Genomic DNA, 16,746 nt, shown 5'->3' with positions numbered 1-16,746 from the left:
CAGCCTTATTTCCATTTGCGATGATAGGCGCCGATGGTGGTCAGGCCACCTTCCGACAAGCCCGCCAGGGTGCTGTTCCAGGCCGGGTCCACACGGAAATCCCCTGCGCCGGCACCCAGCCTGTCCAGGGCCTGGCGCCAGGTGCGGGCAACGTCTGCAATGTAGGCCGGGCTGCGTTGGCGGCCTTCAATTTTCACGGCACTGATGCCCAGCTCTTTCAGTTCCGGCAGCAGGTCCAGCGTGTTCAGGCTCACCGGCTCTTCAATGGCGTGGTACACGCTGCCCTCAACCTCGAAGCGACCTTTGCACAGGGTGGGATAGCCGGCGGACTCGCCTTTGCCGTAGCGATCAATCAATACATCGTTGAGGCGGGATTCAAGCCCGGCGGGGGTTTCCTGCCAGCGTACGGCCTTAGCCGGCGAACAGGCACCCCGGGTATTGGGGGATTCATCGGTGAGGTAGGAAGAAAGATAACACCGCCCCTCCGCCATGATGCACAGGCTGCCAAAGGCAAACACTTCCAGCTCCACCGGGCTGTGTTTTGCGACACCGCGCACCTGGTCTATGGATAACACCCGGGGCAATACGGCACGGCGGATATCAAAGTTGTCCTTATAAAAGCGCAAAGCCTCGTAGCTGGTGGCCGAGCCCTGCACCGAGAGATGCCGGTTTACCTGCGGGTATTTATTGGCGGCATAGTCCAGCAATCCCATATCGGCGAGGATAATGGCATCCACGCCCAGCGCCGCTGCACGGTCCACAGCCCCCTTCCAGGTCTCCCAGCCATCCGGCTGCGGGTAGGTATTGATGGCACAGAACACTCTGGCGCCTTTGCTGTGGGCGTATTCAATACCCTCTCCAGCCCGCTTGTCATTAAAGTTGAGGCCGGCAAACTGGCGCGCATTGGTGCTGTCCTTAAACCCCAGATACACGGCATCAGCACCGTTATCCACCGCTGTTTTCAGTGCCGGCAGGCTACCGGCCGGGCAAACAAGTTCCATGAATTCTCTCCGCGTTAAGGTTGCCCCGACCATACGCGGGAGAGCCACACCGGGCATTGACCTTTGTCAGCAGAACCGTTGATTGCCGGGTTCGCCACCTTTCAGCAACCCTATAAAGTACCTCCGAGGAGATACTCCACGCACTACTACCTATAGCCGGATTTTCTGTTGAAAATCGCCTAATTAACATTTAATAACAGTGTGTTACCCGCAAAGATCTACCACCAGAATACCTCCCGTTGTGAATAGTTCTGGCGGCCACGCTTGCCCACAATAAGTGCCGCTAACGAATTCGAGGGATCATGATGAAACGCATTATCAACAACCTCTCCATGCGCGGAAAGCTGATCACGCTTGTGGTACCGGCCCTTCTGGTGATCATCTATTTTGCGGTGGAAAGCATTGCGGTGAACGCAGGGCAACTGAGCGATATGCGGCAGTTACGCGCGCTGGTTCAGTTAGCCGATATTGGCGACCCGCTGATTGAGTCACTCCAGAAAGAACGTGGCCGCTCGGCGGTTGTACTTTCAGCCGGTTCAGACCAGGGCGCCGCAAAGCAGGCAGTGCAGGCACTGGATAACCAGCGCCGCCAGACCGACAACCGCATATCGGACTATCGCTCACGCCTTGCCGACCTCAAACAGGAGGCCAGTTTCGGCCCTGCCATTACCGACAGCATTCAGTCCGTGGCCGCGGGGCTGGACACGCTCAACAGACTTCGCAGCAGCGTTGATACGGGTTCCCTGAGCGCCCTCGAGGCTGGAACCCAATATACACAACTGATTACCGGTTTACTTAACCGGATCCCGCGGATCATTGCACACTCAACCGATGCTGAAATTACCCGCGACATCAATGCCTACTATGCCCTGGCAGAGGCGGCTGAGGCTGCAGGCAAAGAGCGGGCTACAGGGGCCGCACTCATCAGCAGCGGTGATTTTGCCCTTCCTGTCCTCCAGCGAATCGCAGCGCTTGAGGGCCATCAGGAAGCTTTTATCCGGGAAGCCGGCGCCATGCTGCCTTCCGGCTCCACTGAGCTTGCCACATTGAACAGCTTTCCAGCCACTGACGAGAGCCGTGATCTGCAGGAAAAGCGCGACACCCTGTTCAGCAGCCCGTCGGGGATGTATGCCCTGGATTCCGCAGAATGGTTTGGCATGGCCACCCGGAGACTGGACAACCTGAACCAGCTACGCAAAACCCTGCTCGACCGTACCTCTACTAACGCAACTAACGGTGCAGCGGACGCCCGGCTCGACCTGTTCGTTGCGTCCGGAATTGCTGCAACTGCCATCGCGGCGGTTTTCGCCCTGATGCTGCTGATGGTCAGCGCAATAAACAGACAGATCAACAGCCTGCTCGACGGTGTTCGGTTCGCCATGGACAACAAGGATCTTACCCGGCAAATCCACATTTCCAGCAAAGACGAAGTTGGCAACATCGGGCGGGCAATCAATGAGCTCTTCAGCAGGTTCGGCGCCGCCCTCCAGCACATTGACAGGGCCAGCGTGCAACTTGCCACAGCAACGGAAGAAACCAGTTCAACCGCCGGTCAGAACGCCACCCAAACCCGGAACCAGCAGGAGCAGATAGAACAGGTTGCTGCGGCTACCGAGGAAATGTCGGCTACCTCCGAACAGATTTCCGGGAATACCCAGCAAGTAGCGGATGCCGCCAACAATGTCATGGAGAGAAGCCGGACTGGCGAAGAGGTGCTGCATGGCAGTGTCAGCCGCATCCGCTCGCTGGCCGACTCTGTGAAAGACGTAAATGACGTTATTGAAGAGTTGGAGAGGCGCAGCAGCAGTATTGTGGAAGTAGTGGATGTTATCCGCAAGGTGGCAGACCAGACCAATCTGCTGGCCCTGAATGCCGCCATTGAGGCTGCCCGCGCGGGTGAGCATGGCCGGGGGTTTGCTGTAGTCGCCGATGAGGTTCGCGCCCTGGCCCGCCAGACCCACGACTCCACCACGCAAATCGAAGATATTGTTAATGGCTTCAGGGTGATCACTGACAATGCCAGCCGCTCGATCACGGCCAGCCACCAACTTGCCACCGAAACCAGCGAGCAATCGTCAGAACTGGAGAATACCTTCGCCGCCATTCTTGGTGACGTTAACAACATCTCTGATATGGCCACCCAGATAGCCACCGCCACCGAACAGCAGGTTGCCGTGACTCGTGAACTGGCAGGCAATATGGAGGCTGTCAGCGAGATGGCCATGCTGACTCTTACCGGCTCCCAGGAAATTTCCCACGTTACCGGAGAGCAGGCGCGCCTGGCCCGGCAGCTTCAGGACCTGGCCAATGAGTTCAAGGTTGTGGCAGCCTGAGCACAGGGTTAGAGGCGAAAGGGATGTCCGGGGCTTCAAAGGCCCCGGAGTGGAGCACATCAGATAATGCGGGAAAACCGCTGGCTGGCGCCTTCCTTGCGGTAGAAGTCAAAGATCTGGCAGATGGCGCGAATCAGCAGGCGACCCGCCGGCTCCACCTGCAGCACCTGGCCATCATCGCCGATGAGCTCATCCGCCATCATCGGCTTCAGGCGGGCAAGCTCGTCCGCAAAGTAGCTGTCGAAATTTTCCTGCCAGTGGGCGGAAAACTGCTGACGGTCCAGGCGGAACTGGCATATGAGCTGGCCAATCACCCAACGGCGAATGCGATCGTCCCGGGTCAGGTTTACGCCCTTGGTAATCGCCAGCTTGCCAGCATCGATAGAGGCCTCCCAGGCGGGCAGGTCATGATTATTCTGGAAGTAGGCGTCGTCGGTCTGACCAATGGCAGACACGCCCAGGGAAACCAGATCACAATCGGAATGGGTGGTATAACCCTGGAAATTCCGGTGCAGCCGCCCGGCACGCTGCGCGACGGCAAGGCTGTCGTCCGGCTTGGCGAAGTGATCCATGCCGATGTATTCGTAGCCGGCTTCGAGCAGCCGGTTGATGGTGTTGTGCAGAATCGTCAGTTTTTGCTGTGGCGACGGCAGAGTGTCTGACTGAATACGGGTTTGTGGGTAAAAACGGTCCGGCAGGTGCGCATAGCTGAACACAGACAGCCTGTCTGGCGACATTTCAATCACCGCTTCCAGAGTATCCGCGAAGCTCGCTGGGGTCTGGTGTGGCAGGCCATAAATCAGGTCAAGGTTAATGGAACCGAAGCCGAGGTTCCGGGCCTCCCGCAGTACCGCTTCGGTCATTTCCCGGGGTTGTATGCGGTTGACCGCCTTCTGCACTTCAGGGTTAACATCCTGCACGCCCAGGCTGATGCGGTTAAAGCCCAGTTGCCAGAGCGTGGGCAGGGTATCCTGGTCGACTTCGCGGGGGTCAATCTCCACGCTGTAATCATGCTCTCCACCGCTTTGCAGGTTGAACAGCTCCGCGTAGCCCGCCATCAGTTCCTGCATTACGTCTTTGGGCAGGAACGTTGGTGTGCCGCCGCCCCAGTGCAACTGTTTGACCGGGCGATCAGCGCCAAACAGCTCCGCTTGCATGGCGGCTTCCTTCAGCACCCGCTCCACATAGGGCATAGCCTTGTCACGCTTTTTGGTAATCACCTTGTTGCACGCACAGTAGTAACAGAGGTGCGCGCAGAACGGCAGATGCGTGTACAGAGAAAGCGGCCGGTTGCTGGCTTTGCTGCGAGCTGCCGCCTCAACCATCTGCTCAACCGGGTAGTTCTGGTTAAACTCCACGGCCGTTGGATAAGACGTATAACGCGGCCCGCTGAGATCGTAGCGCCTGATCAGCGCATCGTCCCAGATGAATTCCGGAAGCGTGGATTCAGCAGTCTGCGGTGTGGAGTTGGAAGCCATAATAAGCACTCTGAGCGTGTAAGGTTAAGGGTCAGCCGACGAACCGGGCATTATATGCCGGACCGGCGCTGCGCATCTTGATACGCGTCATCCTGACGAACAACCGGATTTTATCACCTCGGCAGCTGAACTACCCTCGTGCAAACTGCGTACTTTGGCTACCCCCTTAGGGGAATAACCCGTGTAAACCCGGAGAATAACATCCGCCAAACACCGGAGCATGTCCATGGCAAACCTGATTCTGATTCTCGGTGACCAGCTGACACCCGACCTGAGCGCTTTCGAAGGGGCCGACCGGCGGTATGACACAATTGTTATGGCGGAGGTCCACGAAGAAGCCAGTTATACCAAGCACCACAAGAAGAAACTGGTGCTGCTGTTCAGCGCCATGCGTCATTTTGCGCAGCAACTCGAGCACGACGGCTGGCAGGTTCAGTATCAGCGCTATCACCCTGATAACGAACAACAAAGCCTGGAGGCTGTTGTGACACGCCTGCGGGCTGAACTGCAGCCGGAAAAAATCATCACCACCGAATGCGGCGAGTGGCGCCTGCACAACCGGATCAGCCAATGGCAAGGCCGCCTTGGCCTGCCCGTGGAAATCCGCAGCGATACCCGGTTCATTGCCAGTAAACAGGAATTTGCACGCTGGGCTGAAGGCCGAAAGCAACTGCGCATGGAACATTTCTACCGGGAAATGCGCCGCAAAACCGGCCTGTTGATGACACCGGATGGCAAACCGGAAGGCGGCAGCTGGAATTTTGATGCCGACAACCGGCGCAAATGGAGCGGCAAACCACCCGCTCCCGCGCCGTTCAGAACAGAGCCAGATGCCATAACCCGGGAGGTGACTGAACTGGTTGAGCAGCACTTCCCCGACCACTTCGGCACCACCGAAGATTTTCACTTCGCGGTCACACCCGAGGATGCGCAAGAAGCCCTGGACTACTTCATCGAGTTTGCCCTGCCCTGTTTTGGCGACTATCAGGACGCGATTTCAGACACCGAAGACTGGCTGTTCCATTCCATTCTCTCGCCCTACATCAACTGTGGCCTGCTCGACCCGCTCGCTGTATGTGAAGCCGCCGCGAGAGCCTGGGACGCCGGGCAAGCGCCCATCAATGCGGTGGAGGGGTTTATCCGCCAGATTCTGGGCTGGCGCGAGTTCGTACGGGGCATCTACTGGCTGCACATGCCGGGCTACGCCAGGGAAAACCGTCTTGACAACACCCGCGCCCTGCCCTGGTTCTACTGGACGGGCGAGACCAAAATGCGCTGCATGCACAAGGCCATTGATGCCACCCGCCGCAACGCCTATGCCCATCACATTCAGCGACTGATGGTCACCGGCAACTTCGCCTTGTTGGCGGGGATTAAACCGGAGGAAATCTGCGACTGGTACCTGGCGGTGTACGCGGATGCCTATGACTGGGTCGAGCTGCCTAACGTGCTGGGCATGGTGATGCACGCCGATGGTGGCTATCTTGGCTCCAAACCCTATGCCTCCAGCGGCAAATACATTCACCGCATGTCGGACCACTGCGTCAACTGCCACTACAAAGTCAGCAAAAGCACCGAGCCCGACGCCTGCCCGTTCAACTCCCTGTACTGGCACTTTATTGACCGGCACAGGGATGATTTTGAGAGCAACCCCCGCATGGGCATGATGTACCGCAACTGGGATAAACAGAAACCGGAGCGGCGGGAGGCCCTGCTCACGCGAGCCAACTACTTGCTCAAGCGCCTGGAAGAGCTTTAACCCCTTGCATCAAGGCGGCCCGACTTCACAGGCCAGCACCAGGGCCCAGAATTCCGAGAAGTCATTGACCACCACATCCGGCTTGTCCGGATGCTTGTGGGTACCCGGGAATATCCGGTTGAGCCAGGGCAGGTCCCACTGGGCGCCGTTAAAAAATACGGAGGTCATGCCCGCGCGCTTGGCGGCAATCACATCGGTGGTGCTGTCACCCACGTACCAGACACTGGGATCGGGCGGGTAATCCAGCTTCTGCACCGCCAGCAAGAGCTGGTCCGGATGGGGTTTGCGTAAGGGAGTGTCATCACCACAGACAGCCACATCAAACAACTCGGTCCAGCCGGTATCTTCAACAGCCGCCAGTTCATGCTCAAAAAATTCCCGGTCCCGATTGGTGATCACACCCACCTGAATATCCAGTTGTCGCAGGCCCTCCAATACCGCCCGTACTTTCGATTCAAAGGCTTTTACAGTGCCGTAGTGCTTACGGTAATAGTGATTGAACGCCTTGTGGGCTATCTGTTTTGCCTCCTGATCGTCCCCGAAAAGCACCTCGAAGATATCCGTACGCGAGATTTTACGGTCGGCCTTCACCTTCGGGTGGAGTCTGGCAAATTCACGCACATATGCCACCAGCTTTGCGTCTTCCGGGGTTTTGCTGTCTTCAGGCGCGAGCATCCGGGGCATCAAGCCCAGCTTGTGGAAATCCGGGAACATGTCATCTACCGCGTGGTACATGGCATCCAGGGTGTCCACGAGGGTGGCATGCCAGTCGAACAGAACAATCTCGGGGCGGATGAGCCGAACCACTGCCGGATGCCAGTCGGGCTCGACACGTGGTTCCGGGCGGGCGGGAGGTGGAAACGCCCTGGGCCGGACCTCGGCGGGGGAATACCGGAATTTCTCAGGTTCTTCTCGCTCCAGCAGTGCAAGCAGGTCCATCAGGTCTTCAAAGCTGTCCAGCACCGCGAGAGGGGCATCACGGCGGGTAAACCAGCTTCGGATGCGGTCCCGCTCCCAACAGGCGCCGTTATAGAACAACCCGGCAACGCCCGCACGATTAGCCGTCTGCATATCCACGTAACTGTCCCCCACATACCAGACGTCTGTGCCGGCGGGAAGATTCAGTTTCTCCAGGGCGCGGTTAATAACCTGCGGATCCGGTTTGTATTCAGTCACGTCATCGGCGCATACAATCACTTCAAACAATTGTTGCCATCGGCCCTCATCCACCGTTTGCAGTTCTTTCTCCAGGAATTCCCGGTTCCGGTTAGTGGCAACGGCCAGGCGTATTCCCATGGAGCGAAGAGCCGACAAATACTCGTAGGCGCCCGGCTGAAACGGCCCCACCTGCCCGAAATAACGCCGGTACGCCTCATTGTATGCCTGGTGGGCTGTGCGTTTTGCAGCTGTGTTGTTGCCAAATATGGCGTTGAAGATATCTGTTCGCGACACCCGCCGCTCAGCCAGGATGCGCGGATGCAAACGCCGGAAAATGCGGATGTAGCGAACCAGCCTGGCATCGTCTTCAGTGCGGCATTGCTCCTCGTGCAGCAACTGGCTCACCAGCCCCAGCTCTTCCAACCGGGGCAGCATGTCTTCCATGGCACTGAACATGGCATCATGGGTATCGACCAGGGTGCCGTGCCAGTCGAATATCAGTGCCGAGGGTGCTTTCAGGTCTTCGCTTAAAGAATCCATAGACAATCCTCACGCGCTTGTAGAACATGTGCCGGGCGCACACTGAATAAGACCATAGTGGCCCTTGACCCTGCATCAGCTATAGAGTTTGTAATATCCCGAACACATTTGACAGCTTCAGAGCGCATTCATGCATAACCATAACGATAGTCACGGTCACAATCACGCCGAACACTTCGACACCCACAACCGATCATTTGCCATTGCGGTCATCCTTAATGTGGGGTTCGTGCTGATTGAAGCGATTTACGGTGTTCTCTCCGGCTCTCTGGCATTGCTGGCAGATGCCGGGCACAACCTGAGCGATGTACTTGGGCTGGTCATGGCCTGGGCAGCAAGCTGGCTGGCAGGGCGCAAGGCCACGGATCGCAATACCTATGGCCTGAAGAAAACCACCATACTGGCCGCGCTTTTCAACGCGCTGTTTCTCATTGCAGCCGTGGGAGGCATCGCCTGGGAAGCGGTACGCCGTTTCAACGATCCCGCAGAAGTGGCAGGGCTGACAGTCATTATTGTTGCGGGCATTGGTGTGGTCATCAACGGGATTACCATGTTGCTGTTCCTCAAGGGCCAGCAGGGGGACCTTAATATCCGTGGTGCCTTCCTGCACATGGCAGCGGATACGCTGGTCTCCATAGGTGTGGTGATTGCCGGGGGCATTATTATGCTTACCGGGGCGCACTGGATTGATCCGGTGGTCAGTCTGGTGATTGCGGTGGTGATCTTCATCGGCACCTGGCGATTACTGAAAGACTCCGTGAACCTTGCAGTGGATGCGGTACCCAGGGGCATCAACCCCGGCGCCGTTATTGAAAAACTGCAGTCATTGCCAGGTGTGGAATCCGCTCACCACCTTCACATCTGGGCTCTCAGCACCACGGAAAATGCCCTGACCGTGCATCTTGTAAAGCCAGACCCGGGGAGTGACGACCAGGTTATTGAACAGGCAACCCACATGCTCAGACAGGAATTCAACATCCAGCATGTGACGATCCAGTGGGAGCGCACTGTGGCTGACTGCCCGAACGCCTCGGGATGCTAGGCCCGGGCGTCCTCACTCATCCGAATCCGGATCGCTGCCGGTATCGGTATCGTCCAGTTCCTGCGGCAGAATCAGCGTCGCACAGCAGGCATTCACAACAACATATTCCTTGGTAGCCCGGCGCAGCTGCCAGCGACTGCCAGCACCTTTGGACACAAGAATAATCAGGTCGGCACCGATATTGGCGGCCAGAGCCACCAGTTTTTCCCCCGGTGAGCCGGCGATAATGTGAAGCTTGGCGCTGTATTGCATGGGCAGGTATTTGCGCGCCAACAGGCTCAGGCGCTCCCGCACCTCGTTTTCACGGTCTGCGGGCGTTTCTGTGCCTACGTGGGGAAAAAAGCCGGTACCGCCCGGGTCGTAAATGGTCGCCAGGTGCAACTCGCCTCCCTCACTCAGCAATCTGACACCTTCTTCCAGTGCCCGCTTGCCCTCACCATCATCTTCATAATCTATGGCTATCAGTATTCTCTGGTACATTCTAACTCTCCCCTTTCTGCACGGAAGCGCCTTCCACTTCCGGGAAAACCCGCCCCTGTACAAGTTCGCTGACCGTATAGCCGCGATAGTCCGCTGCGAGGGCGCGGAACAACGAAACCGCCATAAAAATCAGTAATACGCAAAACGGCAACCCGAGAGAGGTAATGACGTTCTGAAGCGCATCCAGCCCGCCTGCCAGAAGCAGGGTTGCGGCGATAATCCCCTGGGCTGCGGCCCAGAAAATGCGCTGGCGCACCAGGGATGGCTGGTCGTCTCTCCGGGTCAGCATATCAATAACAAGAGACGCGGAATCAGACGACGTTGTGAAGAAAATAATGATAATGACAATGCTCAGCAGCGAGGCCATCTCTGCCAGGGGAAAGGCCTCCAGAAAGGCAAAGATTGCTACCGAAGGATCCTGCTGTACCAGTTCAGCCAAGGCCACCTGCCCGCCCATTTCCACGTTGATGGCGGAGAGACCGAACACCCCGAACCACACCAGAGTGAACACGCTTGGCGCAAACAGCACACCGGCCACAAACTCGCGAATGGTTCGCCCGCGGGAAATCCGGGCTATAAAAATGCCCACGTAGGGCGCCCAGGAAATGGTCCAGGCCCAGTAGAACAGCGTCCACTGCCGCTGCCAGTCGGACTCCGTAAAAGTCTGGGTCCAGAAAGCCAGCCAGGGCAGGTCACTAAAGTAATTACCAACGCTCTGCACCATGCCCTCTGCAATAAACACCGTTGGCCCTACCACCGCAACGAACAGAATCAGCAGCATTGCCAACACAATATTGATCTGGGATAACCGGCGCACGCCCTTGTCCAGCCCCAGCGCAACCGAGGTGGCGGCAATGCTCGTAATCACCGCAATGATCAGCACCTGAACCCACCCCGTTGAGGGCGTGCCAAACAGGTACGACAAGCCGCTGTTGAGCTGCAAGGTGCCAAGCCCCAGGGAGGTAGCCACACCAAACAGTGTGCCCAACACCGCAATCACATCCACAGCCCAGCCCAGAGGCCCGTATATACGGTCGCCGAGAATCGGGTAAAACAGGCTGCTGATGCGCATGGGCAGGTTATGCCGGTAAGCAAAGTAGGCTATTGCCAGGCCGGGCATGGCGAATATGGTCCAGGTGTGCAGGCCAAAGTGGTACAAGGCTATGGTCATGGCATCACTGGCAGCGCCTTCACTGTTGGCAGTAACGCCGTCGAATGGAGGGTTGGCAAAGTGAGAAACCGGCTCGGCAACACCCCAGAACATCAAAATAGTGCCAATGCCTGCCGCAAACAGCATGGTAAACCAGGTGAGATTGGAATAGTCCGGCCGGGAATCATCGGCACCCAGTCGAATACTGCCATACCGGCTGAGCGCGAGCCCCAGCAGGAAGATCAGCAGCGAGGTTACCGACAGGATATAAAACCAGCCGAGATTGCGCGCAATCCAGCCGGTCAGCGCCCCGAAGGCATCAGCAACCGCCTGATCGAAGGGAACAGCCACCAACACAAACAGCGCCGCGACTCCTGCGGATGTAAAGAACACACCCGGTATTGTCTGCAGTCCAAGCAGGCGTTGCAGTCGGTCCAGCAAAGCGATTCTCCCTGTGTGTATTCACAAATGATAAAGTGACACCCTACCTTAGCCAAAACGGGCCGGTTTCGACACCGGCTAAGCCAACAATAATTCAGGGAGTGCAGATACGATGAAAATCGGTGAAGTATCCAGGCATTCCTCCGTGCCCACAGAAACCATCCGGTACTATGAAAAAATCGGATTGCTCCCTAAACCGGACCGGGACGCCAGTGGTTACCGGGCCTATAGCCGGGCCCACTTGGACAGGCTTTTATTTATCAAGCGCTGCCGTAATCTTGATATGGCCCAGGACGAAATACGTGAATTGCTCCGGCTTTCGGAAAACCCCGAAGCGGACTGCCAGCAGGTAGACGCGCTTCTGGCCCGGCATCTGGACCATGTGCGTGAACGGCTGAAGGAGCTGGCACAACTGGAAAAAAACCTGCAGCAACTGCAAAAAGCCTGCTCGAATACGGGCACAGTTGAGGATTGCGGTATTCTGGGAGGCTTGAGCGCTGAACTGGACGATCTGCCCGACAGGCGTGACCATGATAACCACGTGCCAGGCACCCACAGACCGGGCAAACCCTGAGATTCCATAAAACGGACTCCCGGGTGTTGACTCTGTAGTAGCTACAGGGTGTTTACTGCAAGCCTGCCTGTTAACAGGAGGTGCTTATGGCATGCAGTTGCTCTGGCCCGGAATCGCAATCTCCGGCTCCCGGATTTCGTCGCGCACTCTGGATCGCTCTGTGGGTGAACCTGGCCATGTTTTTCGTGGAAGGTATGGCCAGCCTGTATTCCGGCTCTGTCTCGCTAATGGCAGATGCCATCGATTTCTTCGGCGACAGCGCCAACTACATTCTGTCGCTATCTGTTCTGTCCATGGGCCTGCTCTGGCGCGGTCGCGCAGCGATGGTTAAAGGCCTGACCATGGCCACCTTCGGCACGATTGTCTGGGCGCGTGCCCTGTGGGTAATGCAGCAGGGCATCACCCCGGAACCCTTCACCATGGGAACTGTTGGCCTGCTGGCCCTGGTTGCCAACCTGTGCGTTGCATTCATACTTTTCCGGTTCCGGAGCGGTGATTCCGATATGCGATCGGTATGGCTATGCAGCCGCAACGACGCCATCAGCAATCTGGCCGTAATGGCCGCAGCCATGGGCGTGTTTGGTACCCAGAGTGCCTGGCCGGACCTGTTCGTGGCAGCCATCATGGGCACACTGGCAATCACAGCGGGCATCAGTGTGGTGCGCCACGCCCGGCTCGATATTGCACAGGCCCGCAATCGGAACCGTGTGGTTGCGAAGCCGGAAACCGGTTAATCAAGTGATGTCCCTATGCAAGGTGATGCAGGGCTAAAAGGCCAGGGATATCATCACCGGCACAAACGCGAGACCAAACAGTGTGGTGAGCATAACGCTGCCTGCCACCTGCCGGGGCGAAGTATCCAGCAGGGTTGCAATCACAACGGTGTTGGCCGCAATGGGCGTAATGGAAATCAGGAATATGGCTTTGTGCACGGCCAGGTCATAAATGCCCAGAACCTGCGAATCCAGCCACCAGAAGGCCACCGCCAGAGCTGGCCAGGCTACGAACTTGCCGAAAAACGCCAGGGCCGTAAATCGCAGGTTGCCCACAAGCCCGCGAAAACTGCTGATGCTCATGCCAATAATCATCATACCCAGAACACTGTAGGCGCCGCGCAGGTTATCGAACAGAGGCACGAACGCATCGGGAATACCAATGCCTGAAAGGTTGAGCGCCACCGCTGCCAGAAAGGCGTAAACCGAGGGCAGCTTTACAACCCGCCACAGGGACTCCTTCAGGTCATACCGCCCCCGTGCCGCCAGATAAAAGCCCACCGAACTTTCAAACAGGGTAACGCCCAGCATGCACACGATGTACAGCGCCAACCCTTCTTCTCCGAAGAGCAACAGGGCCACCGGCACACCAAAATACCCCGTATTGCCAGAGCCCACACACAGGGGAATGAGATTGGCGGTGCCATCCGAGAGCAGCCGCCGTGCCAGCCTGAACTGCACAACGGCCAATATCGACGCAAATCCGAACACCAGGAAGGGCAGAAATATAACTTCCGGGGAAAGCGGTGCCGCCATAACGCCGGAAAACACCACAGATGGCGTAACAATGTAAAGCATGATGCCTGCAATGTGCTTGCCGCTGGCCTCCAGATAACGGCCCGCCAGCCACCCCAGTGCGACCGTGACATAAAGTGGAATCAGTTTGATAAACAACGCCAGCGCTGCGGCCATGATGGCTCCGGGCATCCAGTTTGAAGAAAAACAGGCCGCGGATTCTATCACCTACCCCTCCGGAGGTAACTCCCCGGCGCAATAGTGTGATTTTCCCGCATGATTGATAATCATCAACAGCATTATGAATACATGTTTATATCCTAGTAGGGCAGTCAGGTATTCCACAACGACCAAGGAGAGAGACCAATGGCCGAACGCTTTACCAAAAGCATGGCCAGGAACATATATCTGGGGGGAAGTACATTCTTCGTCCTGTTGTTCCTGGTCCTGACTTTTGATACCCAATCACGGGCAATGCCCGAAAGGGATAACAGGGATCAGCTTACCGAGCAGGTAGTCCGGGGCAAACATGTCTGGGAAAACAACAACTGCGTCGGCTGCCACTCCCTCATGGGTGAAGGTGCTTACTTTGCACCCGAACTCGCCAACGTATTTGACCGCCGTGGCGGTAGCAACAGCGAAGTCTTCAAGGCGTATATGAACGCCTGGATGAACGCCATGCCTACCAACGTACCCGGTCGCCGGCAAATGCCGCAATTCAACCTGACCGACCAGGAAATCGACGATCTTTCCTCGTTCCTGGAGTGGACGTCCAAGATTGACGATAACGGCTGGCCACCCAACATCGAAGGCTAAGGGAGAAAACATGAAATACGAGTCTCAACGGGTTGCCATGCCCTACTTCATCTTTGCCTTGGTGCTCTTTGCCGGCCAGATCGTATTTGGCCTGATACTGGGCCTGCAATACGTAGTGGGCGACTTCCTGTTCCCGGAAATTCCGTTTAACGTTGCGCGGATGGTTCACACCAATCTGCTGATAGTCTGGTTACTGTTCGGCTTCATGGGTGCTACCTACTACCTGGTGCCGGAAGAAGCACAAACCGAGCTTTACAGCCCGCTGCTTGCCTGGATTCTGTTCTGGGTCTTTGCCGTTGCCGGCACACTTACCATCCTCGGTTACCTGTTTGTGGATTACGCTACCCTGGCGGATGTCACCATGAACAAACTCTTGCCCACCATGGGCCGGGAGTTTCTTGAACAGCCCACAATTACAAAGATCGGTATCGCCCTGGTGGTGGTGGGTTTCCTGTTCAACATCATGATGACTGCCCTGAAGGGCCGCAAAACCGTGGTCAACATTGTACTGATCACCGGCCTGATCGGCCTGGCGGTACTCTGGCTGTTCTCCTTCTACAACCCCAGCAACCTGACTACCGATAAATACTTCTGGTGGTTTGTGGTGCACCTGTGGGTTGAAGGTGTGTGGGAACTGATCATGGGCGCCATTCTGGCTTACGTACTGATCAAGATTACCGGTGTCGACCGCGAGGTCATCGAAAAGTGGCTGTATGTGATCATCGCCATGGCGCTGATTACCGGCATTATCGGGACCGGGCACCACTTCTTCTGGATCGGGCCACCCGAGTACTGGTTGTGGCTGGGCTCTGTGTTCTCTGCCCTGGAACCCCTGCCGTTCTTCATGATGGTGCTGTTTGCCTTCACCATGATTAACCGGCGCAAGCGCAACCACCCGAACAAGGCGGCTGCACTCTGGGCCATGGGCACGGCGGTAATGGCATTCCTGGGCGCAGGCGTATGGGGCTTTCTGCATACCCTGGCTCCGGTGAACTACTATACCCACGGCAGCCAGATTACGGCGGCGCACGGCCACATGGCGTTCTACGGTGCCTATGTAATGATCGTGCTCACGATCATTTCCTACGCCGTACCCATCATACGCGGCCGGCCATACGGCAACAGCAACACCGCCCAGGTGGTGGAAATGTGGGGCTTCTGGCTGATGACCATTTCCATGGTGTTCATCACCCTGTTCCTGACCGGTGCCGGCATCCTGCAAATCTGGCTGCAGCGTATCCCGGAAAGCGGTGAAGCACTGTCGTTCATGGCCACCCAGGACAACATTGCCCTGTTCTACTGGATGCGCCTGGTCTCCGGATGCTTCTTTATGGCCGGGCTTGTGGTGTACTTCGGCAGCTTTTTTATCAAGGGGGAAGCCTCCCCTAATGAAGAAGTCCGCGGCCCTGCCTTGCAGGACGCGTAAAACCGTTACTACTGAACCTCCAGGGCCGGAATCCGTTTCCGGCCCTGCCTTCCTGGAACTGAGCCGTGACCGTGCAGCAAGCAAATCCCAAGGACACACTCCAGAGCAAGCGCCTGATCACTCGCGCCGCTTTTTTCGGGCTGTTCCTGCTGGCACCGGTTCTGAATATCTTTCGTTACGATCTGACGGAAACCCGGTTTGTACTGTTCGGCTTTCCCCTGTCGTTCAATCTGAATCTTGACTGGGTGGCGCAAAGTTCCCCTGCGGACGTCGCCAGCCAGATTCTGCTGTGGTTCATTCTTCCCATTCTGATTCTGGTTCCGTCCGTGCTCTGGATTGCCTGGAAATGGGGCAGAATATACTGCGGCTGGCTGTGCCCGCATTTTTCCGTGGTAGAAACCATCAACAACCTGATGACACGTATAACCGGCCGCCCCACCCTCTGGGAAGCCCTGAGAAAAGGCCGGCGTGGCAAGGCAATTCACTGGGCAGGGCTGGCGCTGGTTTGTGCCCTGATTGGTTTTTCCTGGGCCCTGGCCATGCTGTCGTACCTGTTGCCGCCCATCCCGTTATACACCGATCTGGTCACGGGCAACCTGGCCTTCTATCCATCGGTGTTTCTGGCTGTGGCCACCACCGTTTTTACCCTGGATTTCCTGTTTGCACGCCACCTGTTCTGCAAATATGGCTGCGCCTTTGGCGTGGTGCAAAGTATCGCCTGGATGACCAACGGTCGCGGGCGGATGGTCACCTTTGATACCGCCCGCGCTGCAGCCTGCCGGGACTGCACCAAGGCCTGCGACGCAGCCTGCCCCATGCGGCTGCCCACCCGCAGCCACAAACGGGCAAAGTTTTCGTGCACCCAGTGTCTGCAGTGTGTGAGCGCCTGCCGCGAGGTACAAAAAGACAACCCCGAAGGCAGCCTGCTGCACTGGCAACCCGGTGAACCCAGCCGGCAGACTGTGCTGATTCCCGTTCATCAGCTTAACAGTAACCACAAACCTGACAGTAAACCTGCCAGGCAAGGGGCCTGAAGGTGC

The 16,746-nt window shown here is 57.1% G+C and carries 14 protein-coding genes; 8 read left to right on the top strand and 6 right to left on the bottom strand.

Annotated features, from left to right (window positions below; translation table 11 throughout):
* Positions 1-5: 5 nt before the first annotated feature.
* Entirely contained in the window at positions 6-1,001 is a 996-nt protein-coding gene (gene ubiU / locus CDH48_RS00760; RefSeq protein ID WP_100686799.1) for a ubiquinone anaerobic biosynthesis protein UbiU, read from the bottom strand.
* A gap of 302 nt (positions 1,002-1,303) precedes the next feature.
* On the opposite strand from ubiU, the gene CDH48_RS00755 reads away from it, so the two are divergent.
* A complete protein-coding gene (locus CDH48_RS00755; protein ID WP_227520865.1) occupies positions 1,304-3,334 on the top strand; it encodes a methyl-accepting chemotaxis protein in 2,031 nt (676 codons plus the stop codon).
* 59 nt (positions 3,335-3,393) lie between these two features.
* On the opposite strand, the gene hemN is transcribed toward CDH48_RS00755, so the two are convergent.
* On the bottom strand, positions 3,394-4,812 hold the full coding sequence (hemN, locus tag CDH48_RS00750; RefSeq protein ID WP_100686798.1) for an oxygen-independent coproporphyrinogen III oxidase: 1,419 nt from the start codon (positions 4,810-4,812) through the stop codon (positions 3,394-3,396).
* 226 nt (positions 4,813-5,038) lie between these two features.
* Here hemN and CDH48_RS00745 point away from each other — a divergent pair, with 226 nt between their 5' ends.
* Positions 5,039-6,571, top strand: coding sequence for a cryptochrome/photolyase family protein (locus tag CDH48_RS00745; protein ID WP_100686797.1), 1,533 nt, complete (start codon positions 5,039-5,041; stop codon positions 6,569-6,571).
* A 9-nt stretch (positions 6,572-6,580) separates the two neighbouring features.
* Here CDH48_RS00745 and CDH48_RS00740 read toward each other — a convergent pair whose 3' ends face one another.
* Complete coding sequence (locus CDH48_RS00740; RefSeq protein WP_100686796.1) at positions 6,581-8,269, bottom strand: HAD family hydrolase; 1,689 nt, start codon at positions 8,267-8,269, stop codon at positions 6,581-6,583.
* 130 nt (positions 8,270-8,399) lie between these two features.
* On the opposite strand from CDH48_RS00740, the gene CDH48_RS00735 reads away from it, so the two are divergent.
* Positions 8,400-9,311, top strand: a complete 912-nt coding sequence (locus CDH48_RS00735; RefSeq protein WP_100686795.1) for a cation diffusion facilitator family transporter — start codon at positions 8,400-8,402, stop codon at positions 9,309-9,311.
* 12 nt (positions 9,312-9,323) lie between these two features.
* Here the strand turns inward: CDH48_RS00735 and CDH48_RS00730 are convergent, their stop codons facing one another.
* A complete protein-coding gene (locus tag CDH48_RS00730) occupies positions 9,324-9,791 on the bottom strand; it encodes a universal stress protein (protein ID WP_100686794.1) in 468 nt (155 codons plus the stop codon).
* A 1-nt stretch (position 9,792) separates the two neighbouring features.
* Positions 9,793-11,382 (bottom strand): BCCT family transporter, encoded by a 1,590-nt coding sequence (locus tag CDH48_RS00725; RefSeq protein ID WP_100686793.1) that lies wholly within the window; start codon positions 11,380-11,382, stop codon positions 9,793-9,795.
* Between the two features lie 112 nt (positions 11,383-11,494).
* On the opposite strand from CDH48_RS00725, the gene cadR reads away from it, so the two are divergent.
* Together cadR and CDH48_RS00715 are read left to right on the top strand one after the other, a co-directional pair.
* Positions 11,495-11,956 carry a Cd(II)/Pb(II)-responsive transcriptional regulator gene (cadR, locus tag CDH48_RS00720; RefSeq protein WP_100686792.1) on the top strand — a complete coding sequence of 154 codons (462 nt, stop codon included), beginning with the start codon at positions 11,495-11,497 and terminating at the stop codon, positions 11,954-11,956.
* 86 nt (positions 11,957-12,042) lie between these two features.
* On the top strand, positions 12,043-12,690 hold the full coding sequence (locus tag CDH48_RS00715) for a cation diffusion facilitator family transporter (RefSeq protein ID WP_100686791.1): 648 nt from the start codon (positions 12,043-12,045) through the stop codon (positions 12,688-12,690).
* Between the two features lie 33 nt (positions 12,691-12,723).
* Here the strand turns inward: CDH48_RS00715 and CDH48_RS00710 are convergent, their stop codons facing one another.
* Entirely contained in the window at positions 12,724-13,641 is a 918-nt protein-coding gene (locus CDH48_RS00710; RefSeq protein WP_100687178.1) for an AEC family transporter, read from the bottom strand.
* A 189-nt stretch (positions 13,642-13,830) separates the two neighbouring features.
* Here CDH48_RS00710 and CDH48_RS00705 point away from each other — a divergent pair, with 189 nt between their 5' ends.
* From CDH48_RS00705 to CDH48_RS00695, 3 genes are all read left to right on the top strand, one after another.
* Positions 13,831-14,280: a c-type cytochrome gene (locus CDH48_RS00705; protein ID WP_100686790.1), complete on the top strand. Its 450-nt coding sequence runs from the start codon at positions 13,831-13,833 to the stop codon at positions 14,278-14,280.
* A 10-nt stretch (positions 14,281-14,290) separates the two neighbouring features.
* Complete coding sequence (locus tag CDH48_RS00700) at positions 14,291-15,706, top strand: cbb3-type cytochrome c oxidase subunit I (protein WP_100686789.1); 1,416 nt, start codon at positions 14,291-14,293, stop codon at positions 15,704-15,706.
* A gap of 65 nt (positions 15,707-15,771) precedes the next feature.
* The gene (locus CDH48_RS00695; protein ID WP_100686788.1) at positions 15,772-16,740 is read left to right on the top strand and encodes a 4Fe-4S binding protein; all 969 of its coding nucleotides are present in this window, start codon (positions 15,772-15,774) and stop codon (positions 16,738-16,740) included.
* Positions 16,741-16,746 lie beyond the last annotated feature (6 nt).

Source organism: Marinobacter aromaticivorans (assembly GCF_002806975.1).
Classification (GTDB): domain Bacteria; phylum Pseudomonadota; class Gammaproteobacteria; order Pseudomonadales; family Oleiphilaceae; genus Marinobacter; species Marinobacter aromaticivorans.
This window is presented reverse-complemented; position numbering and strand designations above follow the sequence as displayed.